Annotated in this window: 21 protein-coding genes; 4 read left to right on the top strand and 17 right to left on the bottom strand. The window is 60.4% G+C overall.

The features are described 5' to 3' along the window. The first annotated feature begins 105 nt into the window (after positions 1 to 105). Positions 106 to 627 carry a GNAT family N-acetyltransferase gene (locus ACQ4OB_RS14200; protein ID WP_430955893.1) on the top strand — a complete coding sequence of 174 codons (522 nt, stop codon included), beginning with the start codon at positions 106 to 108 and terminating at the stop codon, positions 625 to 627. Between the two features lies 1 nt (position 628). On the opposite strand, the gene ACQ4OB_RS14195 is transcribed toward ACQ4OB_RS14200, so the two are convergent. Continuing rightward, positions 629 to 1,321 carry an aspartate/glutamate racemase family protein gene (locus tag ACQ4OB_RS14195; protein ID WP_430955892.1) on the bottom strand — a complete coding sequence of 231 codons (693 nt, stop codon included), beginning with the start codon at positions 1,319 to 1,321 and terminating at the stop codon, positions 629 to 631. Positions 1,322 to 1,416: 95 nt separating this feature from the next. Between ACQ4OB_RS14195 and ACQ4OB_RS14190 the strand changes: the two genes are divergently transcribed. Together ACQ4OB_RS14190 and ACQ4OB_RS14185 are read left to right on the top strand one after the other, a co-directional pair. After that, the gene (locus ACQ4OB_RS14190; protein ID WP_430955891.1) at positions 1,417 to 2,193 is read left to right on the top strand and encodes a helix-turn-helix domain-containing protein; all 777 of its coding nucleotides are present in this window, start codon (positions 1,417 to 1,419) and stop codon (positions 2,191 to 2,193) included. A gap of 69 nt (positions 2,194 to 2,262) precedes the next feature. After that, a complete protein-coding gene (locus ACQ4OB_RS14185; protein ID WP_046046933.1) occupies positions 2,263 to 2,757 on the top strand; it encodes a hypothetical protein in 495 nt (164 codons plus the stop codon). A 122-nt stretch (positions 2,758 to 2,879) separates the two neighbouring features. On the opposite strand, the gene ACQ4OB_RS14180 is transcribed toward ACQ4OB_RS14185, so the two are convergent. The 16 genes from ACQ4OB_RS14180 to ACQ4OB_RS14105 all read right to left on the bottom strand — a co-directional run bounded on the left by ACQ4OB_RS14180 (position 2,880) and on the right by ACQ4OB_RS14105 (position 23,544). Then, on the bottom strand, positions 2,880 to 3,101 hold the full coding sequence (locus ACQ4OB_RS14180) for a CcoQ/FixQ family Cbb3-type cytochrome c oxidase assembly chaperone (protein ID WP_102614354.1): 222 nt from the start codon (positions 3,099 to 3,101) through the stop codon (positions 2,880 to 2,882). A 15-nt stretch (positions 3,102 to 3,116) separates the two neighbouring features. Next, positions 3,117 to 4,544 (bottom strand): cytochrome-c oxidase, cbb3-type subunit I, encoded by a 1,428-nt coding sequence (gene ccoN, locus ACQ4OB_RS14175; protein WP_074876830.1) that lies wholly within the window; start codon positions 4,542 to 4,544, stop codon positions 3,117 to 3,119. A gap of 399 nt (positions 4,545 to 4,943) precedes the next feature. Next, the gene (locus ACQ4OB_RS14170; RefSeq protein ID WP_430955890.1) at positions 4,944 to 7,295 is read right to left on the bottom strand and encodes a tetratricopeptide repeat protein; all 2,352 of its coding nucleotides are present in this window, start codon (positions 7,293 to 7,295) and stop codon (positions 4,944 to 4,946) included. A 286-nt stretch (positions 7,296 to 7,581) separates the two neighbouring features. Beyond that, the gene (locus ACQ4OB_RS14165) at positions 7,582 to 10,098 is read right to left on the bottom strand and encodes a fused MFS/spermidine synthase (RefSeq protein ID WP_430955889.1); all 2,517 of its coding nucleotides are present in this window, start codon (positions 10,096 to 10,098) and stop codon (positions 7,582 to 7,584) included. 254 nt (positions 10,099 to 10,352) lie between these two features. Further along, positions 10,353 to 11,939: an arylsulfatase gene (locus ACQ4OB_RS14160; RefSeq protein ID WP_102614348.1), complete on the bottom strand. Its 1,587-nt coding sequence runs from the start codon at positions 11,937 to 11,939 to the stop codon at positions 10,353 to 10,355. 74 nt (positions 11,940 to 12,013) lie between these two features. Next, positions 12,014 to 13,042 (bottom strand): HAD family hydrolase, encoded by a 1,029-nt coding sequence (locus ACQ4OB_RS14155; RefSeq protein WP_430955888.1) that lies wholly within the window; start codon positions 13,040 to 13,042, stop codon positions 12,014 to 12,016. Further along, on the bottom strand, positions 13,039 to 14,466 hold the full coding sequence (locus ACQ4OB_RS14150; RefSeq protein ID WP_430955887.1) for a hypothetical protein: 1,428 nt from the start codon (positions 14,464 to 14,466) through the stop codon (positions 13,039 to 13,041). The genes ACQ4OB_RS14155 and ACQ4OB_RS14150 overlap by 4 nt, the downstream gene beginning before the upstream one ends. After that, positions 14,463 to 16,043, bottom strand: a complete 1,581-nt coding sequence (locus ACQ4OB_RS14145) for a VWA domain-containing protein (protein WP_430955886.1) — start codon at positions 16,041 to 16,043, stop codon at positions 14,463 to 14,465. The genes ACQ4OB_RS14150 and ACQ4OB_RS14145 overlap by 4 nt, the downstream gene beginning before the upstream one ends. A 1-nt stretch (position 16,044) precedes the next feature. Further along, complete coding sequence (locus tag ACQ4OB_RS14140) at positions 16,045 to 17,037, bottom strand: vWA domain-containing protein (RefSeq protein WP_102614344.1); 993 nt, start codon at positions 17,035 to 17,037, stop codon at positions 16,045 to 16,047. Beyond that, the gene (locus tag ACQ4OB_RS14135) at positions 17,024 to 17,611 is read right to left on the bottom strand and encodes a DUF4381 domain-containing protein (RefSeq protein WP_102614343.1); all 588 of its coding nucleotides are present in this window, start codon (positions 17,609 to 17,611) and stop codon (positions 17,024 to 17,026) included. Before ACQ4OB_RS14135 ends, ACQ4OB_RS14140 begins: the two co-directional genes overlap by 14 nt. Further along, positions 17,608 to 18,546 carry a DUF58 domain-containing protein gene (locus ACQ4OB_RS14130; RefSeq protein WP_074876809.1) on the bottom strand — a complete coding sequence of 313 codons (939 nt, stop codon included), beginning with the start codon at positions 18,544 to 18,546 and terminating at the stop codon, positions 17,608 to 17,610. The genes ACQ4OB_RS14135 and ACQ4OB_RS14130 overlap by 4 nt, the downstream gene beginning before the upstream one ends. 7 nt (positions 18,547 to 18,553) lie before the next feature. After that, a complete protein-coding gene (locus tag ACQ4OB_RS14125; RefSeq protein WP_430955885.1) occupies positions 18,554 to 19,534 on the bottom strand; it encodes an AAA family ATPase in 981 nt (326 codons plus the stop codon). 14 nt (positions 19,535 to 19,548) lie between these two features. After that, positions 19,549 to 20,502: a SphA family protein gene (locus ACQ4OB_RS14120; protein WP_430955900.1), complete on the bottom strand. Its 954-nt coding sequence runs from the start codon at positions 20,500 to 20,502 to the stop codon at positions 19,549 to 19,551. Positions 20,503 to 20,592: 90 nt separating this feature from the next. Then, a complete protein-coding gene (locus ACQ4OB_RS14115; protein WP_074876805.1) occupies positions 20,593 to 22,044 on the bottom strand; it encodes a DUF1254 domain-containing protein in 1,452 nt (483 codons plus the stop codon). 10 nt (positions 22,045 to 22,054) lie between these two features. Further along, entirely contained in the window at positions 22,055 to 22,846 is a 792-nt protein-coding gene (locus tag ACQ4OB_RS14110; RefSeq protein ID WP_430955884.1) for a hypothetical protein, read from the bottom strand. 272 nt (positions 22,847 to 23,118) lie between these two features. Next, entirely contained in the window at positions 23,119 to 23,544 is a 426-nt protein-coding gene (locus ACQ4OB_RS14105) for a YciI family protein (RefSeq protein ID WP_074876801.1), read from the bottom strand. Between the two features lie 286 nt (positions 23,545 to 23,830). On the opposite strand from ACQ4OB_RS14105, the gene tpx reads away from it, so the two are divergent. After that, positions 23,831 to 24,331, top strand: coding sequence for a thiol peroxidase (gene tpx / locus ACQ4OB_RS14100; RefSeq protein ID WP_033054703.1), 501 nt, complete (start codon positions 23,831 to 23,833; stop codon positions 24,329 to 24,331). Positions 24,332 to 24,460: the final 129 nt, after the last annotated feature.

The raw sequence follows: 24,460 nt of genomic DNA, 5'->3' as shown, positions 1-24,460 counted from the left end.
GGTTGCCCCCATCGCGAGCAGGCTCGCTCCCACACTGACCCTCGCCATATCGGAAGTAGACGGTATAGAGTGGGCGGCCATGTCTGTCTCAAGGATGAATCACCCATGCCCGCCACTGACGCTGTCATTACCCTCGAACGTTTCAACGAATCCCACATCGACGGCATTACCGCGCTTTACAACGACCCGGCCATCACCCGCCAGGTGTTGCAAATGCCGTTTCAGTCTGTGGAAATCTGGCGCAAGCGTCTGGCGCCGGACAATGAGCGTGTGGTGCAACTGGTGGCGCTGCATCAGGGGGCGGTCATTGGCAATGTTGGCCTGGAGCAGTTTTCGCGGATTCGCCGCAGCCATGCCGGCAACCTCGGCATGGGCGTCGCGGTGGCCTGGCAGGGCAAGGGCGTTGGCTCGAAACTGCTGACGGCGGCGCTGGACATCGCCGACAACTGGATGAACCTGCAACGGCTCGAGCTTTCGGTGTACGCCGACAACGAAGCGGCTATCGGGCTGTATCGCAAGTTCGGCTTCGATACCGAAGGGCTGTTTCGCGACTACGCCGTGCGTGATGGCGGATGGGTCGATGCCTTGAGCATGGCGCGGCTGCGTCGCACACCCAAGGCCGGTTGAGTCACTCGCCCAACGCGAATGTCACCGCCGCCTGCGCATGCAGTTCGGTGGTGTCGAGCAAGGGCAGGGCGCTGTGCTCGGGTTTGATCAGCAGGCCGATTTCGGTGCAACCGAGGATGATCGCCTGGGCACCACGTCGGGTCAGCGATTGGATGACTTGTTGATACACCTTGCGTGACACCTCGCTGATCACCCCGACACACAACTCGTCATAGATGATCCGGTGGACGGCCTGACGTTCATCGGCCTCCGGCACCACAACGGTCAGCCCCATCGAAGTGAGGCGCTCCTTGAGGAAGTCGTGCTCCATGGTGAACGCTGTGCCGAGCAATCCGACCTTCAGAGCGCCAGCCTCGACGGCGGCCTGACCCGCCGGGTCGGCGATGTGCAGGAACGGAATACTGATCGCGTCCTGAATTTGCCCGGCCACTTTGTGCATGGTGTTGGTGCACAGCACCACGCAATCGGCACCGCCAGCCTGCAACCGCTGCGCCGCGTCCACCAGAATCGCTGCCGCATCGTCCCAACGCCCGGCGTGCTGGGCCTGTTCGACAGGGCCAAAGTCGACGCTGTACATTAGCAATTTCGCCGAACGCAAAGGCCCGAGTCGGTCGCGTACCTGCTGATTGATGAGACGGTAATACTCGGCGCTGGACTCCCAGCTCATGCCGCCGATAAGGCCGATGGTGCGCATGTAGTGCTCCTGTTGATGGCAACCCTTTATTTTTGAGCATGCCTTTATTTGAGAGTACCCGTGGCTCTTCATCGCGATCTATCAGGAAATTTCACATGCCAGCGGTGCTGAGCCAAGAGCTGCTGGACGGCAGGCTCTGCTTGCAGCTTTTGCCCCGCGCCGCTTACAGCGCGCGTGATCCAGTGCAATGGCAAACCCTTGGGGTGACGCTGGAACGTCAACAGGGCGTGCACGCCATCGATTCGGATCACCGGGTGGATTTCGACACCTTGCCTGGCGTGCTGGCTTACACCCCGGTCGGCGTGGAAGTGTTTTCCGAATCGGCCAGCGGTGGCGAGTATCTGCTGATGCGTCTGGACGAACCCTTGGCCCATCAGCATTTACCCTCGGTTGACCACCGTGTGCAGTCTTCAGGCAATCGCCGCGCACTGATGCTGGGTCGGGAGCTGCGGCGCCTGTTGCTCGCTCCGCAACCGGACAGGCTGGCGCTTGAGCAAAGGGCGGTGGAATTCGTTGGTTTGATGAACCCGCAGGCCAATACCGCGCACCGTGTCATGCCCAGGGTTTTCACCCGAGTGCTGGACCAGATCGCCGCGCAGTTCCACGAGCCCCTGACCCTTGGACAATTGGCCGCCACCTACGGGCAAAACGAGCTGCGCTTTCTGCGCGACTTCACCCGGGCCATCGGTCTGACACCCCACGCTTACCTCGTTGAGGTGCGGCTACAGGCGGCACGCCGGATGATCGAACACACCGACCTGGCCCTGGCCGATATTGCCCTGGACGCAGGCTTCGCCCATCAGTCCCACATGGGCACTGCCTTTCGCAAATACCTGGCCATGACCCCCAGCCAATACCGTTCACGCTTTTAGTCGTACGCCGGCAGCGCGCATCTGCCATGCTCAAAGTCCGCAGCACCGCTTCAACAAAGGAACACCGCAATGGACGATGTACAGCAACTGGGTGAGATGCTTCGCCATTACGCAGAAAGCGAAGCGCACAAGAAACAACTGTTCGAGTCGCAATCGGCCGTGTGGGCGACGCGCATTGGTGAACTGTTCGATCAGATCCAGCAATGGCTGGAACCGGTCCAGGCGCCGAATCTTCTGGAGGTGAGCCGCGAGGCCTATGTCGCCTCGGGGCCGAGCGTGCCGGTCGAAACATCGACCTTCAAGACTGAGAAACTGTCCATTGTGATCGCCGGCAAACCGGTGGAATTTGTGCCGGATGTGATGGGTGCCGGTGGTCAGATTTCACTGGCCGTGATGGGCCTGACAGCGGCGCGGTACGGCAGCATTTCGCTGGTGTGCCTGCCACCGTCCAGCAGCTGGCAATGGCGCAAGACCAATGGCTTGAAAGACCCGGATACCTTTGCGTTCGATGCGAACTTTCTGGCGCAGCAGTTGCAGAGCCTGATTCCCCGCGAGCGCAGTTGAAGTCACAGATCGTTCCCCACGCTCTGCGTGGGAATGCAGCCCGGGACGCTCTGCGTCCCATTGGAACGCGGAGCGTCCCTTGAGGCATTTCCACGCAGAGCGTGGGAACGATCATCGTGGCGTCAAATTTCGAGATTGCCCCAGCCCGGTTTTACTTCTTCCGGCGCCACCGCCTTCACGGTTTTCCCCGTCGCCAATTCCACCCGCCGCGCCACCTCCGGGTCATCGGCAAACGGAATCAAACTGGCTTCATCCAGACTCTCGGCCGTCTGGTGTTTCAGGCAGTATTCAACTGCCAGCCAAAGCCCCACGACGCCCAACACATTCAGCACGATCTCAATCATCTCAAGCCCCTTGCCTCAGGCAATCTGCGCTTCGCGGTGGGCCATTTCGATGTCCGAAACCCGCACCGTGCGCCAGACGTTGTAAGCCATCAACAACATGCCACTGAGGAAGAACACACCGCCGACGAAGCGCACCACGAATCCTGGATGGCTGGCCTGCAAGGCCTCGACGAAGGAGTAAGTCAGCGTGCCGTCATCGTTGATCGCTCGCCACATCAAGCCCTGGGTAATGCCGTTGACCCACATCGAGGCGATGTACAACACGGTGCCGATGGTCGCCAGCCAGAAGTGCAGGTTGATCAGCGGCGTGCTGTACATCTGTAAACGCCCGAAGACTTTCGGGATCATGTGGTACAGCGCGCCGAAGGTGATCATCGCCACCCAACCCAAAGCGCCGGCGTGGACGTGGCCGATGGTCCAGTCGGTGTAGTGGGAGAGGGCATTGACCGTCTTGATCGCCATCATCGGTCCTTCGAAGGTCGACATGCCGTAAAAGGCCAGGGACAACACCAAAAAGCGCAGGATCGGGTCGGTGCGTAATTTATGCCAGGCGCCCGAGAGCGTCATCATGCCATTGATCATCCCGCCCCAGCTCGGTGCCAGCAGGATCAGCGACATGGCCATGCCCAGCGACTGCGCCCAGTCCGGCAGCGCGGTGTAGTGCAAGTGATGCGGGCCGGCCCAGATGTACAAGGTGATCAGCGCCCAGAAATGCACGATCGACAGCCGATAGGAATACACCGGCCGCCCAACCTGTTTCGGCACGAAGTAATACATCATCCCCAGGAACCCGGTGGTCAGGAAGAAACCCACGGCGTTGTGCCCGTACCACCACTGCACCATGGCGTCGGTGGCCCCGGAATACACCGGATAGGACTTGAACCAGTCCACCGGAATCGACAGGTGATTGACCACGTGCAGCATGGCGATCACCACGATAAACGCGCCGAAGAACCAGTTGCCGACGTAGATGTGCTTGGTCTTGCGCTGCACCACGGTGGTAAAAAACACGATCGCATAAGCGACCCATACCACGGTCATCCACACCGCGCCGGAGAACTCGATCTCGGCGTATTCCTTGGTGGTGGTGTAACCCAGCGGCAGGGTGATCAGCATCACCACGATCACCGATTGCCAGCCCCAGAAAGTGAATGCCACGAGCTTGTCGGAAAACAGCCGCACCTGGCAGGTACGCTGCACCGCGTAGTAACTGGCGGCGAACTGCGCGCTGCCGGCAAAGCCGAAAATCACCAGGCTGGTGTGCAGCGGGCGCAAGCGCCCGAAGGTGGTCCATGGCAGGTCGAGGTTCATTTCGGGCCACACCAGTTGTGAGGCGATCCACACCCCCATCGCCATCCCCACGACACCCCATACCACGGTTGCCACGATGAATTGGCGGACGACCTTGTAGTTATAGGCCTGTCCGATTGTTGCTGTGCTCATGGTCAATGCTTCCACGGTTGCAAAGTCTTGCCAGGCCACCCGGACTGGCATGTCGTGCACTGTAGAAACCTTGCCGGAAACAAAACAGACTCAGGAAAACATCATTTATGCAGATCAGATTTAAGGTAACCCTGCGGCCATCTGGCACAACCTGATACGGTTTTTTAGCGTTCGGCTGAATCTGTAACGCGCTGAGTCGCGGGCCCATAGTCGCTACCACAAGCACCGCCAAACCCGTAGCAGCTGTCGAGCAGCGCGAGGCTGCGTTCGGCGGCGCAGTCGTCGTGAAATCGAGCTACTCGGTGGGTCAGGTAAACCGGGTACACAGGGTTTACGACGGCTGCGCCGCCGAACGCAGCCTCGCGCTGCTCGGCAGCTGCTACAGACCTGGCGCAAGGCTTACTTCAGCGCCGGATCTCCCCTGTTCATTTTCTTCCAGCCCTGCAACAGCACCTGCGCCTTGGGTTCCTGCCCGTTATCCAGGTAGTACTGGATCAACGACAACCGAACATTGCGATTGGCCGGTTGCACTTTCAGCAACCGCTCCAGCTCTTCACAGGCCTCATCGACTTTGCCGCTGTCGTGCAGTGCCACGGCCAATACATACCCATACTGCGCGTTCTGAGGTTCCAATTGCGCGGCCTTGCGCAGAGCCTGCATGGCCAGGGCTGATTTGCCTGCGCGCACCAGCGACAGGCCTTGAGTGTGTTGCAGCAGCGCAGCATTCGGGTGTTCTTTCAGGCTCTGCGCCAGCAGCGCCTGAGCTTCCTGGCTGCGTCCGTTTGCCTCCAGCCATTGCGCCAGCGTCACCAGCGCCGGGTAGAAATCCGGATCGCGCTGCAGGGCAGTGCGCAGCAACGCTTCGACTTCACCGCTCCGACCGTTGGCCTGATAGAGCATGGCCAGGTTGAGGTTGGCTTCGGCGCGTTCGCTCAGGTTCTTCTGGACCGCCTCGTATTCGGCGATGGCTGCATTCCAGTTGTCTTGGGCGCTGCCCAAGCCATTACGGGCCACGCTCAGCAAGTCCCGGGCTGCGGCTATCCGCACAGCTTTCACCGGGTCGGCCAGCAATGGCGTCAGTAGCGATGCGCGCTCCGGCGGCGACAGGAACGCACTGATCGCCCGAACGGCGCTTTCACGCACTTGCGGTGCCGGGTGGCTCAAGTCCTGGGTGGCCAGTTTCAACGCCTGTTCGCTGGGATACAGCGGCAACTCGGCGAGCAGGGTCGCGCGCTGAATCGCTGGCAATTGGCTGCGTTGCAGCTGCTCGTACAAGGCCTCTGCCGCGCCTGGCTGACCGTTGCGAATCAGCCACAGGCTTTCGTCGTAACGCGGTGCCTGGGCGGTGGTGGTGTTCCAGAGCTTGAATTGCTCGGTGACCTTGTTGCCAGCCTTGCCTTGGTGGCAGGTCAGGCAAGCGTCCGGTGTACCGAGTTTTTTCGCCCGCTCAGGGTTGGGGATGCTGAAACTGTGGTCATGCCTGAAGTCATTACCCATGTAGAACTTGCCGGGCATGTGGCAATCCACGCACTGCGAACCGGGTTGACCCATGGTGTGGCGGGTGTGTTCGATGGAATCGTAGTTCTTCGCTTGCAGCCCTTTGCCGTCGACGCCATCCACCGAGGTCTTGCCGGCGGTGTTGTGGCATTGCAGGCAGACACCATTGCCCGGTGTCTTGAGCTCGGTGCTGTGCGGGTTGTGGCAGTTGCTGCAGCGCACGCCCTTGTCGAACATTTTGCTCTGGGCAAAGGAGCCGTGTTCGAACACTTCGTCCTTGATCTTGCCGTCCAGCGCGTACAAATCGCGGGTCAGTGGGCTCGGCAAGTAGTCATCCATCAAGCGTTTACCAGTGGTGAAGCCGTCGCCCAATGGCGCGCGGCGCGAGTGGCAGCGGGCGCAGGTTTCGATTTCGACGGTGGCGTTCTTGTCCTTCAAGTCGACGGCAAAACCGGCATGGACCAGGTCACCTTTTTTTGCCGTCCACTCCAGGTGATTGGAGGCTGGGCCGTGGCAAGCCTGACAGCCGACACCGAGGCTGTTCCAGTGACTGTCGAAGGTGTTTTTCGCGGCATCGAAATTGCGCTTGTAACCGGTGGTGTGGCACTCGACGCACATGAAGTTGGCGTTCTGGCTCGGCTTGCTCCAGTGCAACGGGTCCTTGAAGTTCACGCCCTGGCCCGGATAGAGGTGAAACCAGCGGTGCTTCTCGGTATCCCAGGCCACGCCGAGTGCCTGCAACCGACCTTCGCCGACCTCGATCAGGTATTGCTGCAACGGCGCGATGCCGAAGGTGTAGGCGACCTTGAAGTCGGCATTCTTGCCGTCAATCCCAGGGGTGTTGACCCAGAATCCGCCGTCCTTGCGCGAGAAACGGGTGGTTTCGTTTTCCGCCTTGAAGGTGACGTTATTGAAGTCGCCGAGCATCGTCTCGGCATTGGCCGCCTGCATCGCCAATTGGTGATGGGAACCTTGCCAGTCCTTGACCTGCTCGCTATGGCAGCCTTGGCATTGTTGTTCATCGACCATCGTTGCCGGCGCCACGACGACCGGTTGCGGTTTGACTGGGTGAACGGTCGGAGTGCTGACAGGTGCATAGCTCACGGGGGCCGGTTTGCTGCTGAACAGAAACCAGCCGATGCCCGCGATAGCCAACAGCAAAACGCCGAGGGTGACGGGAAACAGGTAACGGTTAATCAAGGTCGGTGGCGAATCAGGGGTTGGCTGTACTGCTTTATTTTTATGTTTCGGCATTGCGACTTCCATGGTCCGGGTGCGTTTGCCGTCAGGCGCGCGTTCAAGCTCGATGCAGCTTTGCCGGATGGCCGGCGCCTGTCAAATGATGGTTGTGAGGTGCTGAGCAGCGTCCAGGTCATGAAGGCTGATGAAGCTCAAGTCCAAGTGATGCGTTGAGGCTGTGGGCCCCTTCGCGAGCAAGCCCGCTTCCACATTTGACCTCTGTTGTGTACAGAATGCGTGATCAACGCAGATCCAGTGTGGGAGCGAGCCTGCTCGCGATGACGGTCTGCCAGGCGCTGCATCACTCCCCGACAAACCACCGAAAATACGGATTCCCCCCATCCCCACGCATCACCTCGCGAATATCCCTGGCCCACGCGTCCCGGTCACCGTCATAAGCATGCAGACTCGCCCGATAGAACTGCATCAGGCGTTGTTGGTGTGCGTTCATTCGCTCGTTGAAACCTGCATCGGCATTCACCAGCGGTGGCGCTATACGCAGGTCCAGCAGGGCCGGCAGTACGCGGCTGATCTCCTTGGCACGCACCCATGGCGCATATTCGATACGCGGCTGATCGTCGGTCACCGGTTGGGCGTCGGCGGCGAACCGCTCCAGGCCTGCACGATCGGTGACCCAGGTCGAGAGCAACGCAGGAGCGGAGCCGATGCCCACGTCCTGTAAGGTGCTGCGCACGGTGTCCTGTTGGAAGCGTTGGCTGATTTTCGCCGCGTCCAGTTCGATCGGTTCCATCGAGCCCACCAGCAGCATTTCGTGGAATTCGCTGGTCCACAGGGTGGCGTAGGGGAAGACGTCGAGAAAGCTGTGCACCAGTGAGCGCGAGTCGTCGATGTTCTGGGTGGGCAGCGGCAACCACTGAGCAACCAGGCCTTGCTTCTCCAGGCGACTGGCGGCCAATTGATAGAAATCCCGGGAATACAAATTCACCACGCCAGCAGCAGAGGGCGGCGGCGGTTCGAGGGTGATCAAGTCGTAGCGCTGTGGGTTGCGCAGCAGCTCCTGCCGGCCATCCTGCAGGCGTACGTCAACGCCGGGATCGGCGGCCGCATTGAAGTTGCCTTTGAACAACGGCGCGGCTTTGACCACCGATGGCAGCAACTCGGCCACGACACGGTGCTCCAGCCCCGGATAGCGCGTCAGGGCGCCAGCGGTGATGCCGGTGCCAAAACCGATCACCAGCGCCGAGCGCGGTTCGCCATTGTGGATCAGCAGCGGCAGCAACGCCTGAATACGCATGTAGCGCAGGGACGGCATGGCGTCGCCAGTGTTGGATACGCCCTGGATGTACAAGCGCTGGAACGCTTTTTGTCCTCTGCCTTGGGTGACCACGGCGACGGTCCCACCGCGTCCTTCCTCGTAGAACGCCAATTTCGCGTTGCGTGCACCGGGAAGCAGGCTGGCGAGTTTGTCCACTGGCGTAAAAACGGCCACCGCAATCGACAATAGTCCAATAGCGACCACCGCCTGGCGCCGGCCTTTCTTGACCCCATGACCCTTGCGCACCGCGAAGTAACCAATCCCGGCGGCGACAATCGCCAGCAGGCCCAGGGTTCGGACCAGCCCCAGTAACGGGATCAGCACAAAGCCGCAGAGCATCACCCCGACAATCCCGCCCAGCGTATTGAACGCCACCACCGCGCCGACCGCCTGACCGACCCGCTCGCGGCCGACGCTCAAACGCAGGGCCAGCGGAAATGCGGCGCCGAGCAACAGGGTCGGCACAAACACGATGCTCACTGCCGCCACCACAAACCGTGCGGTCATCCCCAGCAGATCACTCGCCCCCAACGACAACACCCAGGTTTCAGCCAGGCTTTGGGCGACCACCAGCCAGCGTCCGAGCAAGGTGATTTCCAGCAACGCGACGAGCCCGGCACCGGCAATCAACAAGCCGAATACTCCCCAGGGATCGCGAATGCGCTCAACCCGACGGGCCAGCAGCATGCTGCCGAGGAACAGCCCGGTGAGGTACGTCGCCAGCACCACCGCAAAGGCGTAAGTGCGAGTGCTCATGAACTGCACGATGGATTGCGACCAGACCACTTCGTAACCGAGGGCCACGCCACCGGCAATTGAATACAGCCACAAGGCAACGCGATCGGGGGCTTTGTCGGCGTGGTGCTTGACCGGCGCAGCATCATTCGGCAGTGAACGGTGGCGTTGGAACCACAAGGCACCGACGGCGGCCAGCAGGTTCAGCATCGCCGCCGCCAAGGCACTGCCGCGTACACCGAGGGTCGCAATCAACACAAACGCGGCGAGCAGGGTGCCGGCGATGGCCCCGGCGGTGTTCGCGGCATAGAGCTGCCCGCCGGCCTTGCCCAGCTGTTGCGGGTTTGCTGCCAACGAGCGAACCAGCACCGGCAGGGTGCCGCCCATCAGCAGTGCCGGAATGCCCACCAGCGCAAACGGCAATACCCAGGCGAGCAGACCGACATGTTGCTCTAGCCAGGCAAATGGGCTGGCCGCGAGACTCATGGCAAAGGTCGCACCGACACCGAGCACGGCCACTAGCACCTCAAGCCCTGCATAGAGCAGAACCGGCTTTTGCAAGCGATCGGCCCATTGACCGAACAACAAGCCGCCTAACGCCAACCCGGCAAAAAAGGCGCTGATCCCGGTGGTGATGGCGTACACCTCGACGCCGACTACCAGCGACAGCTGCTTGATCCACAGCACCTGATACACCAGCGCTGCGGCACCGGAGACGAACAGCAACAGGGCGGGAATCAGCAACGCCGGAGCTTTGATCCGAGTGGCGGGTAGGGCCGACGACTTGCTGGCGACACGTGAGGACATTGCGGATTGCCTTGTGCAGAACCTGAAATAGTTATGTTTCTACGGTGGACACAAACCTTTGTAGCAGCTGCCGAAGGCTGCGTCCGGCTGCGAAGCAGTCGTAAGTTCAGACGACTCGCTAGACCAGACAGTCCGCGGCGCATGTGGAACGAGGACTTCGTCCTCGAACGCAGCCTTCGGCAGCTGCTACAGGGAGTTGTGTGCACGCAAAACAAGGCCGCTCACCGGTGAAGGCGAGCGGCAGTCAAGCGGTCTTACTGTGCAGGCTGGTTCTTCATTTTTTCAGCGATCTTTGCATCCACGGCCGCGCGGATCTGATCAATGCTGAAGCTGGCCGGTTTCTGGCTTGGCGGATACTCGATGAACGTTTGCAGGAACTGCGCCGACTTGCCGACGGCTACAGAGGCCAGATAGACGTTCTTGGTTTGCCAATCGTAATACTGATCGGAAACGATGTCGGCCCGCTCATACGGATCCATCCGCAGATTGAAGATTTTCGGTACCCGCAAACATACGAACGGCTCGCTCCACACCTTGAACCCGCCCGGCGCGCGTTGTTCGCAGAACACTGCTTTCCAGTTATCGAAACGCATGGACACCAGTACACCGTCGTCGTTGAAGTAGTAGAACTCCTTGCGTTCGCCTTTAGGTTGTTGGCCTGTCAGGTAGGGCAGTTGGTTGAAGCCGTCCAGGTGCACTTTGAAGTTGTTGCCTCCCGAAGTCGGCGCCCAGCCTTTGAGCAGTTTGCCTTTCACGTCCGCATCGCCTGCTGCCGCCAGCAGGGTAGGGAACCAGTCCATGCCCGAGAACATTTCATTGGACACTTCACCCGCCTTGATCTTGCCCGGCCAGCGAACGATCGCCGGTACCCGATAGGCGCCTTCCCAGTTGGAGTTCTTCTCGTTGCGGAACGGCGTGGTCGCCGCGTCCGGCCAGGAGAACTGGTTCGGGCCGTTGTCCGTGGAGTAGACGACGATGGTGTTGTCGGCGATTTTCAGGTCGTCGAGGGTTTTCAGCAGTTTGCCGACGTCACCGTCATGCTCGAGCATGCCGTCCGCATACTCGTTGCCCGGCATGCCGCTCTGGCCCTTCATCGAATCGCGCACGTGAGTGAACAAGTGCATGCGGGTGGTGTTCATCCAGACGAAGAACGGCTTGTCCGCCTTGGCCTGTTTCTCGATAAATGCTTGTGCCGCAGCAGTGGTTTCGTCGTCGATGGTTTCCATGCGCTTGGCGGTCAAGGCGCCGGTGTCTTCGATCTTGCCGTCAGCGAAGCTGTGAATCACACCACGCGGGGAGTTGGCCTTGACGAACTCAGGGTCATCCTTGGGCCAGTACGGGCGTTCGGGTTCTTCTTCGGCGTTGAGGTGGTACAGGTTGCCGAAAAACTCGTCGAAACCGTGGTTGGTCGGCAGGTACTCATCCCGGTCGCCCAAGTGGTTCTTGCCGAACTGGCCGGTGGCGTAGCCCTGGGACTTGAGTGCCTGGGCGATGGTGATGTCACGTTTTTGCAAGCCCACCGGGGCACCCGGTATACCGACTTTCGACAGACCGGTGCGCAACGGAGTCTGCCCGGTGATGAATGACGAACGCCCCGCAGTGCAGCTGTTCTCCGCGTAATAGTCGGTGAACATCATGCCTTCTTTGGCAATTCGGTCGATGTTCGGCGTCTTGTACCCGACCACCCCCATGGAATAGGCGCTGATATTGGTCTGGCCGATGTCATCGCCGAAGATCACCAGAATGTTGGGTTTTTCAGCGGCTCCGGCTGTTGCCGAAATCGCCATCACCGAGGCTGCCACCAGGGCGAATTTCGGTAGCCACTTGTGTATGCGAGTCATCTGACTTGCTCCTTTGCTCACTTGCGTCGCTCAAGCGCGACAAACGTTTTTTGCAGTCCTGCGTGTACGCTTTTTTATTGCACGTGCTCGGGTGAGACGGCCTCGAAGGGATAGATCCGGCGCCATTCGGCGGCCATATCCACGATAGTCCAGCCACGGGTTTTTGCTTCGTCCAGAGCCTTGTCCAGGCGACCGATTTGGGATTGACGGTCATAAGCCCATTCGCGTTTGGCGTCGGTGTGATGCACCAGACCCATGAAGCGTTTGCCCGGTCCGGCGGCAGTCCACTGCAACATTTGCAGGTCGCCGTCGGAGTTGCCGAACGCAAGGATGGGACGTCGGCCAATAACCGCGTCGATGCTTTCCGGTTTGCCCGGACCATCATCGTTGTGGGCCAGTTTGGCGGTGCGCAGGATCGACGGTTGGCCGTCCTTGAGCTGGTAGGCGGTGACAAACGTGGTGCCGATCACTTGTTCCGGCGGGATGCCATAGACCTTCTCGGCGAAGGCGCGCATGAACGCGGTGTCACCGCCGGAGACGATGTAGGTTTTAAAGCTCTGGCTGCGCAGGTAGTCGAGCATTTCCAGCATTGGCTGGAAGATCATCTCGGTGTACGGCTTGCCGGTTTTCGGATGGCGCGCCTGGGACAACCAGGTTTTGGCGTAGTCGTCGAAGGCTTCGGTGGTCATGCCGGTGTGGGTGGCGCCGAAAATTTTCAGGATGCCGTCCATGCCTGACTCGCCCAAGGCCTTGTGATCATTTTCGAGCACGGCCTTGAAGGGCTGGGTGGTTTTCCATTCCGGGTGCTGCGGTGCGGTGCGCTTGACCTCTTCCAGAGCAAACAGCAATTCGAAGTACATCGGCTGCTCGCTCCACAGCGTGCCGTCGTTGTCGAACACGGCGATTCGATCGGCGGGTTTGACGAAGTCCTTGCCGCTTTGATCGGTCACCGCCTGGACGAACTCGATGATGTTCGTTTTCGCCGGGCCGTCGTTCCACGAGGGCAGGGGCTCGCCGGTCTGGGCCAGCGCCGGCAGGCTCAGTGCAAGGGTTAACAGCAACGTCAGCCCATAGCGGTGGCGTAGCGATATCGGGTTCGTCATGGCACATCCTTCTCGTGAGCGGGATTGAGTGGACGCAGTGCAGGTGCGGCTGACGCTGTGTCGCGTTTGGCCTGACTATGCAGCGTAGCCAAGGATTGCTTTAGTTGGCGCAGCGCTTGGTCTGCGCTGGGTTGACGGCTGTAACAGGCGCGCAGCAGGTCTTGCAGGCGCGGACCAAGGTTCGTCAGTTTCAGGCCCATGCGGCTACGTCTGGCCCACAGGTACAGGGCGCTCAACTGTGCGGGTTTGCCGTCGATTTGCCTCGGAATCTGCCGCCAGGCGTAATCGGCGGACTCCAGCCACGCGGCGCGTCGGGCTCGGCGCCGGGTTTGCCATTGAAGGTACACACGATGGACGAGCGGACGGGCAAACCAGCCGAGTAATGTCACAGCCACCAGCAGCGCTAAAAGCACCAGCCAATGCCCGGAGAGATGCACGCGACCTTGCTGACCGAGTTCTTTCAGGTCTTCGGTGATCGAAAATACCGGTCGATAGGCGCTGTTGGCCCTGGCATCGAAGGTCACGGCCGGGACTTGGGCCATTCGGGTCTGTCCGGTGCTGGCGTCCCACCATTTCAGTTCGATTGCCGGCAGGTGATGGCGGCCTTCGGTGTCGATCCGATAGGTTGCAGTGTCGATGCGCTGGCCGCCGTTGAAATGGCCGCGACCGTCGCCAAGGTCGCTGATTTGCGCGGCTTTCGGATAACGGCTGAGGCCGTCGACATCGTCCAGTGACGGCGCGGGCAGTGACATGGCCAGGGCGTTGTCGGCTTGCAGCGTGAGTTGCCGGGTGATGCTGTCACCGACCTTCAGGGGTGTTGCCGAGTTGACGATGGTTTGCGTGAAGCGCAGCCCTTGGGCCACCAGCACCGGTTCGCCGGACTGGAACCCCGGTGGTTGTGTGGCGCGAAAGTGCAGTGGCTGGCTTTGGGCGGACAACGGCGCGCTCGCCTGACCGGGCATGGCGCGCACTGTCAACGCCGGAATGTCGAAACCCTGGGCCAGATTCGGGGTGATCCGGTAGCGGTAGCGCATGCCGTTGAACGACTTGCCGTCGAGCGTCTGGTTCAGGTGTTCGGCATGGCCGTCGGGCGGCATGACCAGTGCACCGGGCAGTTTCAGGTCGGGCAGGGTGGGGGCGTCGGTGAACCAGCTGTCGGTGAGGACATCGAGTTGCAGTTCCAGAATGCCGCCGACCATGACCGAGTCTGCGGGTTGCAGGCGGGTCTGGATTCGCAGCTCGGGTTCGGTGGCCAGAGCAGCGGTGGTGATCAGGCACAGGAGTAAGGTGCGAAGACCTTTGGTGACTGGACGAGCGCCATCGCGAGCAGGCTCGCTCCCACATTTGATCCGGGTGCACCGCAAATCCCCTGTGGGAGTGAGCCTGCTCGCGATGGACGCGACTCGGCCTACCAGACGGATCATGGCTTGCCCCCCGCCTGATCCTGCACACTGAATTTCTGCTTCAGGAATTTCGCCGGCGACGTACTGAGGTTTTGCAACCACAGCGCATCCGACGCCGCTTGCTCGGTCTCGACCGGTTTGCTCTGGCCCTTGCCCGGCGCCTTGTCCATTTTGATGTCGTCGGGTTTGACCTCAGGTGCGTTCTGTTCAGCGCTGTCGGTGTCTTTCTGCAAGGCGATGGCCAAGGCCAGGTTGGCGGTTGCTTCATGGAATTGCGGTTGCAGCTTCAACGCCTGGGTATACGCGGCGATAGCCTGGTCAAACTTGAAGCGGCGCACGTAAATATTGCCCAGATAGAAATACACCTGCGGTGTGTCCAGTCGCGCGAAACTGGCCAATGCCAGGTCGTAATCGGCGGCGTTGTAGGCAGCGATGCCTTTCCAGTAGGGATCGACGAAGTGCGTGGCGGCCTGCGGGAAGTGTTGGTGCTCGAAAGCCCAGCGGCCTTGCTGGTCAGGGGTGAAAAAGGCATCGGTCAAGGGGTTGGCTTCGGCCGGTGCTGGTTGCAAGCCAATGCCCAGTGCCAGCAACCACCCGGCCGTCCAGTTCAGACTCCAGCCCTTGCGCACGCTGAAGAAGGCGATCAGCAGCAACGGCCAGCACAGCCAGTAACCGGCATCCTTCCAGTGCAGTTCACGCTGTTCATCGCTGGCCGCCTGGAAGTGCTGCTGGGCGTGCAGCTCGATCCAGTCCAGGTCGTCGTCATTGAGCGTCAGGCTGCCCAACGGCGCATCCAACGTTGATCCCAGCTGTTTGAGTGCGGCCTGATCAAAACGGCCGAGTGCCGGACGACCGTTGCTGTCGGTACGTGGCTGGCCGTTGGCATCGTGGATGACCCCGCCATCCTCGCTGCCGACGGCCAGAATCAGCACTTGCAGCGCGCTGTCGTCCAGTTGCTGGTCCAGACCGCTGAGTTGTGAGGTGTCGGCGCCGTCGGTGATCAGCAGCAGGGTTCCCGGCGTTTTCTCGGCGATCAGCAGGCGTTTGGCTTGCTCGACCACCGCGCCGACATTTTTCCCCGGTTTGGCAATCAGGTCGGTGCTCAGGGCTTGAATGAAGGTGTCGAGCAGGGCGGGATCGTCGGTCGGCGGCAACACCAGATGCGCGCTGCCAGCATAGGCGATCAACCCGCTGCGAGCCCCGGCGCGACGCTGGATCAGGTCATGCAGCTTGTGTTTGGCCGCTTCCAGACGACTTGGCTGTATGTCGGTGGCGTCCATCGACGGTGACAGGTCGATGGCGATGATCAGTGGCGCGCGATTTTCCAGAAAGTCCGGACGGTCCTGCTCCCAGGTGGGCCCGGCAGCGGCGATGGCGCCCAGCATCAACACCACGCAGGCCAGATGCACGGGCCGAAAACGCTGCTGATCCTGCGGCGTAATCAGCAAATGCGGCAACAAGTGCTCGGCGATGTTGCTACGCAAACGCCGTTGCACGTCACGGCTGCGGCGCCACAGCCAGGGCAACAGGGCGCCGAACGGCACCAGTAACAGCCACAGTGGACGCAGGAAATGGAAGTCACTGAGATTGATCTCCATCTCAAGCCTCCTGCCGCTGACGCGAGAGTGTCAGCTGCGGACGGAGCAGGGCGCCTAAGTGGTAGAGCGCGAGCAATCCGATCGCGGTCCCCATTGGCCACCAGAACAGATCCTTTTTCGGTTGATGGCTGAGGGTTTTCACTTGATGCGGCGTGAGTTTGTCGAGGGTGGCGTACACCTGATCCAGCGCATTGCGATCTTCAGCACGGAAGAACTTGCCGCCCGTGGCCTCGGCGATTTGCTGCAAACCCTGAAGGTTGACCTTGGCTTCACCCGAAGCGTCAGGGTCGCCAATGCCGATGGTGTGAATGACCACGCCTTTGGCAGCCGCCATGGACGCCGCGTGATCCGGGGTAATGGCGCTGCTGGTGTCGTTGCCGTCGGTGAGCAGGATCAGGACTTTTTCCTGTTCGTGGGCCTGGTCGAGCAACTTCAGGCTCAGACCGATGGCGTCGCCGATGGCCGTGTTGGGCCCGGCCATGCCGATGCCGATGTCGTCGAGTAACAGCGACAGGCTGGTGTGATCGAGGGTCAGCGGCGCCTGCGGGTAAGCACCACTGCCGAACACGATCAGGCCCAGCCGATCATCTTTGCGCTTGTCGATAAAGCCATGAACCACGTCCTTGACCGCCGCCAGACGGTTGATCTCCAGACCGTTGGCGTCGGTGAAATCGGTGGTTTCCATGGACTGGGAAATGTCGATGGCCAGCATCAGGTCGCGCACCGGTTGCTGGCGCTCGATCGGTTTTTCGACGAACACCGGGCGAGCGGCGGCCAGCAGCAATAGCGCCCAGACCAGCAGGTTCAGCGGTAACTGCCAGCGATTGCTGCGGGTACCGGCCTGGCTGGGTGCCTGGCCGACCGCCCGGCTCATGGCAGCGAAAAACGGTACGCGCACGGCGCTGCGGGCTTCGCGGTAATCGGGCAGGAAGCGGTAGCCGAACCATGGCAAAGGCAAAAGGACCAGCAGCCATGGGTAATCAAACTGCCACATGGTGATGCTCCACCCAGTGTTTGCAGGTAGCGAACAGTTGATCGCGCTTATCGTCCGGCAGGGTCGATAACGTTGCATCGGGCGCATAGGCTAATTGCGCCAGTTGCTGGCTGAAATCCGCCGGTAATGGCTGCGCACTGTGCAGCTCCAGGAATGCTTGCCAATCTTTCCCGCCTAACGCCGTCACCTGTGGGAGCGAGCCTGCTCGCGATGGCTTCAGGTCAGTCGACATCAATGGTGAATGTAAGGGCCTCTTCGCGAGCAGGCTCGCTCCCACAGGGGGGGTATTCCAATCGGTGGGCATCGACAGGGCTACGCGTTTGAGTAGCTCTGGCAGTTCGCGCAGGGCGCCGAGTTGATCGTCGCTGTTTTGCAGTTCAACCAAACGCACCAACGCCTCGCGCCGATAGCGATCCCGCCGCCACTGCCAGTACCTCCGTGCGCTGACCAGCAAAACGGCGATCACTAACAGGCAGAGCAGAACCCACCAACCCCACGTCTGCGGCGCATAACTCACCGGCGCGGGCAGGGCGATCTCCTTGAGCTGTTCGATGCTCGGGATGTTCGGGTTCATCGCCGCCCTCTGCCGAGCTTGCCCAGTTCGGCGCGCAATTGTTCCTGTGCCTCGGTGGCGGTGCTGAACATCATCAGCGGCACCTGACTGCGGCGCAGCAACGTAGCGACGTCTTTGAGCCGACCACTGAGAAAGTCCCCCAGCGGCTGATGAACGCTGCGTTGCTCGACGGCCAGTTCCACCTGCAACTGACCTTGAGTGATCAGCAAACGGCCATTCTTTGGCAGGTTCAGCGCCAACGGGTCGTAGACCTGCATTGCAATCACATCGTTGTGAGCCGCCAATTGGCGCATCAACTGCAAGGTGCGTTCACCGGCGCCGGCAAAGTCGCTGACGATGCAAATCAGGTGATCGTGACCGGCCACCGCCAGGCAACGCTGTAAAACCTTGTCGAGTTGATCCTCACCTTCGGCGTCCGGATTGGCTGCGTTCAGTTGTTGATTCTGCTCAGCGATGCGACTGCACAGCGCTTCGACACGTTTACGGCTGCGCAGCGGGGCAATGGCCTCGATGCGCAAATCATTGAACACCAGGCCGCCGACCCGATCTCCCGCGTGGAACACCATCCACGCGGCCAACGCGCCAAGTTCGGCGGCAATGGCGGATTTGAAACTGCGCTGGGAGCCGAAGAACATCGACATGCGCTGATCGACCAGAATCAACGCCGGGCGGTCGCGTTCTTCGGTGAAGGTGCGAACCACCGGTTTGCCGGTGCGCAGTGATGCCCGCCAATCCAGATGACGCAAGTCGTCTCCCGGCTGATAGCGGCGCAGTTCATCGAAGTTCAATCCACGGCCACGCAGGCGCGAGGCATGGTTGCCGGCGAGAATGCTGCCCTGCGGCTGACGCGCGAGGAAACTCAGGTCACGCGCCTTGAACTCCAGGGCCATCAACTGCGCGAGCGAGACATAGACCAGACCGTCTGCACTGTTCATTTCAACCTCAGGCCGGAATCGCGACGTTGTCGAGCAGGCGATCAAGCACCTGATCGGCAGAGACACCGTCAGCGACTGCGTCATAGCTCAGTTGCAGCCGATGACGCAGCACCGGATGCACCACGGCGCGAACGTTGTCCGGCGAGACAAAATCCTGCCCCTGCAACCAGGCATCGGCCCGGGCGCAACGATCCAGGCCGATACCGCCGCGAGGGCTGGCGCCGATGGCAATCCAGCGACCGAGGTCGGCATCGTAATCGGCCGGGTGACGGGTGGCATTGATAAGGTCGATCAGGTAGCGGTCGATGGCCGGGGACACGTGAATGGCGCTGACTTCCCGACGCGCTGCGAAGATCACCTCCTGGGATAGCGCGAAGCCTTGCACCGCAGCCGTTTTCGCGCCCAGCGCAAACTCCTCTTCACGCAACAGGCGCAGCACCTGGCTTTCGTTTTCTGCGCTCGGGTAATCCAGCAGAACTTTCATCAGGAACCGGTCCATCTGCGCTTCCGGCAGCGGATAGGTGCCTTCCTGTTCGATCGGGTTCTGCGTCGCCAACACGATGAACAACTGCGGTAAAACATGACTGTTGCCTGCCACCGTGATCTGCCTTTCTTCCATGGCTTCCAGCAGCGCGGCCTGAACCTTGGCCGGGGCGCGATTGATTTCGTCGGCCAGGATGAGGTTGCCGAACAGTGGGCCGGGCTGGAACTGGATCTCGTTCCTGCCATCGATCTGGTGCAGCACCTCGGCGCCGGTGATGTCTGACGGCAGCAGGTCGGGCGTGAACTGGATGCGGCTCATCTTCGCGTCCAGGTGTTTGGCCAGCGCCTTGACCGTGCGGGTCTTGGCCAGGCCGGGCAGGCTTTCGAGCAACAAGTGCCCGTTGGCCAACAGGCCGAGGATAATCTGGCGGATCACCTGATCCTGGCCGAGTACGGCTTCGGCGATGCTGGCTTGCAGGGCGTTGAGGTCTTGGAGTGCAGTCATGGGATGTTCCTCTCCTAGAAAAACGCCAACGTCAGGTTGACGCTGAAGCCGTTGCCTTCAGGGCGGTTCTTGGTGTCGAACTCCGGTACCCAGCGCGCGCTGACGCTGGCCTGGGCATCGGCAAATTTTCCGGCCCAACCCACCACCGGCCCGGCGCCCACCGAGCGGCCGCGAAAGCCGTTGAGTGAATCGGCGGTCTGGCCCTTGTCATCGGTGATCTGCTGCACGTAACCGCCGACAATGCCGGCGCTCCAGCCATTGCCGAAACCGTGGGTCCACAGCGCATCGAGGGTGAAGATGTTGCCGTTGCGATAGTCCGTGGCGTCGTTCTCGGTGTAGAACTCCAGGCCGCTCGACAGGGTGAACTCGCCGCCCTTGCCGTCCAGATGGGTGAAGGCCACGGTGGGCATGAAGGTGTAAGTGTTCTGGCCGGGGTTGGCCAGGCGATCGTCGTTATAGGCACCGGTCGGCACGTAGATCGGCAAGGAAAGCGAGAGGTGGTTGGCCTCGTCGAAGTGGTAGCCGGCGGCGATCGGCGTGATCAGCATGTCGGCGAACTGTGTGCCGGTGTCCTCGGTGCCCAGTGTCCGCCCGCGCGGGCCGGTAATACTGATGCTGACGTCGGTGTACTGCACCGGCACGCCGATGGCCGAGGCGTAGTTCCAGCGACCTTTGCCGGTGTCCCAGATATGGGTGAAGTTGGCCATGGTGTAGGAGACTTTCATGTCCAGGCCTACACCGACTTCACCGGAAATCGGCGCCCCCTTGCCGCCCTTGAGCTCACCGTCATACCAGATGCTGGTGAAGGACGTGACCCAGCCGGGTTCTGGCGGCACGATCCCGGCATTGGAAAACACCTGTTGCCCGGTGATCGGCCGACCGACACCGCCCTCCGCCCCGAGAGTCAGTGGGCTTGTACCGAGCACGCACAGGGCCAGTAAAGGACGCACAACATAAGGCCTGAGCATGACGGCCCAAGCGCTGGTGCTCAGGGCGATCGACAGTGCGGTGAGCAGCATGCGGTTATTCATGAAACTTCCTTATAAAACGCTTGGGCGTCATTCCACAGCCGTGATGTCGTCGAGTTTCCAGCTTTTATCGAAGTAGGCTTCGGTGGGTGCGTACAGACGGAAATAGCTGAACCAGTGTTTGCCCGGCACGGTTTGCACCCAATTGTTTTCGAACCCTTGTGGCGCGGTCGGGCCGAAGTACAGGTCCACCGAGCCGTCAGGGTTCTTTTTCAGGTCCTGACGGGACGACAGATCGGCCTTGCGCTGCGGGTTGTCGATCAGGCAGCGGCTGTCGATGTCATAGACGGTCATCGACCAGAACTGCTTGGCCGGCGGGTTGGCGCCGACGTGCAGGCGATAACTTTTGCCACCGTCGAGCCAGTTGCCCTTGGCGTCGGTGTAGGCGCCGAGGTAGGTCTGGCCCAGGCCCGGTGTCTTGGAAACCATGCCCTTGGTGTTGGTCACCGCTTCGTAGAACCAGGCGCTGCGCTCCCACAACTGGTCGTAATAAGCCACACGCTGGGACGGCTCGGCGATGTTCAGCACGGTGTCCCATTGCCGGTCTTTCCAGTACTGGGCGTCTGGAAAACGCTTGGCGAACGTGTTGGCCTTGGCGATCAGCTCTCCGACTTGTGCGCCTTGTTCCAGCGCCTTGCGTTGGTTGTCGTTGGGGTTGAAGGGTTTGTCTTTTTCGATGCCCAGGCTGGCCAGCATTGCCATGTAGAAGCGATCACGTTCGTTGACCGGTTCTTTCTGAATGATTTGATGCAGCCGTTCCCAATAAGCCAGGCCGCGCGGCTGGGTGCCGGACCAGGCCTTGCCGCCGGGGGAGAGCAGTTGGGTCTTGGCCGGTTCGGCGCGTTTGGCGTACGGGTACATCTTGAACTGTTCGACCAGCGCCTTGCCCTTGGCCGGGTCGGGATCGAGGACGCGAAAACCCACCAGCACGTTCATCGTTTCCGACTTGGCGAGGTAATACTTGCCAGCGTCGGCCGGTGGCTCGGCACCCGGAGGCAGCACCAGATACTTGCCGCCCTTGCCTTTGTCGGGGCCGGTCTGGCCCATGTCGATGATTGCACGCTGCCAGAAATCACCCACACCACCCGCCGTCGGGCCGGGCGGCAGTTCGATCACCAGCGGACCGGTTTCATTCAGGTCGACGAAACCGAGGATGTACGGCGTGGTGGCGTTGGCGGTGATCACACCCAGTTTGTCTTCGTAACTGTCGAGCACCATCAGGTCGCCGCTGTGGGCGCCGAGTTTGTCGCGAAACGCTTCCTGCCATTGCGCGTAGGACACCAGCGGCAAGGCCCACAGGTAACTCTGGGTCGCCTGTTGGAAATCCAGCTCGGCGTAGAGTTTGGCAATGGATTCATGGGCCGGCAGTTCGCCTTCCATCGCGATCTTGCCGATCCGCGTATCCAGCTCCTGGGCGCCGACACCGCAACTGACAAACATGGTCATCAGGCTGAAACCGGCTGCGCGAATTGCACCGTGCATAGGAAAGTCCTTATTTGCCAAACGTGACATTGATCCCGGCAAACAGCGTGAACTGCGGCAGGCCATCGCCTTTGCGTTCCACTGTCCACTGAGGTTCGATGAAGGCATTGAGAATATTGGAACCTGATTTCCACACTTTGCCGCCACCGAACCCGATGGGGATGTAATGGGTGTCGTTTTTCAGGTCGAACGTCCAGATGCCGGTCGAACGCAAATACCAACCTTTTTCCAGGTTATGGATGATGAAAGGTTGCAGGGTTGCGGTTTCGACGTGGGCGCGATCATGGTCACCGGCGAACGAACTCTGGTACTGGACCAATGCGCCGAGCAGGCCTCGAGGCGATGAATCAATTGCAATGGCCGCCAGGCCCGCCTGCCATTTGCCAGTGCCCAGTTCGTCCTGGTCGGCGGTGGGGGCGGTGATCAGCGGGCCGATACCCAGTTGCACACCGTCAGTCTTGAGAAGGAAGATGTCGAAAATATTCAGATCACCTTCACCAGTGCTGTAGCCGCCGTTTGGATCGGGGCGAGTGCTGATCGGCACGGTGGCGCGCAGCAATTGCGGCACACCAATGAAGTCATTGGGTGCGATGGGCAAAGTGCCGCGCATCAGGAGGTCGTTGGTGTGGGCATTGGTGTCGTAAAGCTTGGGTGTGTAGTAATCCTGAAGGTTGACGCCGGGCGCCAGGTTCAGCGGGTTGTTACTTTTGTTGGCCGTATCGGCGTTATCCGCGTGGGCATAAACGGCAGACGCCATCGATGCTGCCAATAGAAAGGCGTGTGTTCCCCAATTGTTCAACATGATTCCCCCCGTTCCTTCGTGGCTTATTGGACAACTCGGCACTGGGCGGCCGTACTGCGAAATCTCTTTCCTATCAAGCCTGTAGGACACGTCTGTTGAAGCTAGCAGCTAACTCGGGGTTCGCCAGTCGATGAGGGGATCTTTGTTTTTTTGTACACGCTAGCGGGAGTTTGTGCGTACTAAAAAGTTAATACGAAACAGAGGAGGTTGAGATCGACGGACTGCTTGATGTGGCGAGAGGACAAGCCCCTTCGCCACAACGATCGGACAATTCAGGGTTTCTTCACCTGTGCACGCAGCCGCTCTTCCTGTTCCCGCAGTTCCGGTGTGAACTCGTCCCCGAAATCCTCGGCCTCGTACACCTGGCGAATCTCGATCTCGGCGTCGGTGCCTGGCATCGGGTTGGGGCAACGCTTGACCCATTCGATCGCCTCCTGTTTCGACTCCACTTGCCATATCCAGTAGCCGGCGATCAGCTCCTTGGTTTCGGCGAACGGGCCGTCGATCACCGTGCGCTGGTCTCCCGAGAAACGCACGCGGGCGCCTTTACTGCTGGGTTGCAGGCCATCGCAGTCGATGAGGATTCCCGCCCTGGCCAGTTCCTCGTTGAAATTGCCCATTGCAGTCATCAGTTCTTTGCTGGGCATCACACCGGCCTCGGAATCGGGGCTGGCTTTCACAATGATCATGAATCGCATGGTCTTGCCTCCGCTGGATGTGAGTGACTCACTGACTGGTCGAATGGCCGTCATTTAAATCGACAACGCTGGCTGCCTTTCGTCATGAACACCGGGTTGCAGGCGGCGAGAGCGGTACGCTGTACACCGCTCCCACAAGGGAATTGTGTTGATTGTCAGAGTTGTATCCAGTTTAGGGGGACAACACTTCACAATTTGTATTCTGGGCATAGGTCGTCGGGCCATTTCGTGGTTAACTTCGGCCTCTTCAAAATTCTCTACAACAACGTTCAGAAGGACTCCGTTCATGGCTCAAGTCACTCTTAAAGGCTCCCCGGTTCAAGTCAACGGCCAACTGCCACAAGCCGGTTCCAAGGCGCCAGCCTTTTCCCTGGTTGCCGGCAATCTGTCCGACGTGACCCTGGCGAGCTTCGCCGGCAAGCGCAAAGTGCTGAACATCTTCCCAAGCGTCGATACCCCGACCTGCGCAACGTCGGTTCGCAAGTTCAACGCCCAGGCCAGTGATGTCGCCAACACTGTCGTGCTGTGCATCTCCGCTGACCTGCCGTTTGCTCAAGCGCGCTTCTGCGGCGCCGAAGGCCTGGAAAACGTACAGAACCTGTCGACCCTGCGCGGTGCAGAGTTCATCGAGAACTACGGCGTTGCCATCGCTGACGGCCCGCTCAAAGGCCTGACCGCCCGTGCCGTCGTGGTGCTGGACGAAAACGACAATGTTCTGCACAGCGAACTGGTCAAGGAAATCGCTGACGAACCGAACTACGAAGCAGCACTTGCCGTTCTTAAATAAGTAAAGCATTACAATTGTTAACGGCCTGGCCCTGTCCAGGCCGTTTTCATTTGTGCTTCAGTGTCTTAGATAAATCTCCTGTTACGTAAGCCGAAGGTAAATTGCCGGTAAAGCCGCTTTGCTTAATGC

Source organism: Pseudomonas sp. ES4, from assembly GCF_050586665.1.
Taxonomy (GTDB): Bacteria; Pseudomonadota; Gammaproteobacteria; order Pseudomonadales; family Pseudomonadaceae; genus Aquipseudomonas; species Aquipseudomonas frederiksbergensis.
This window is presented reverse-complemented; position numbering and strand designations above follow the sequence as displayed.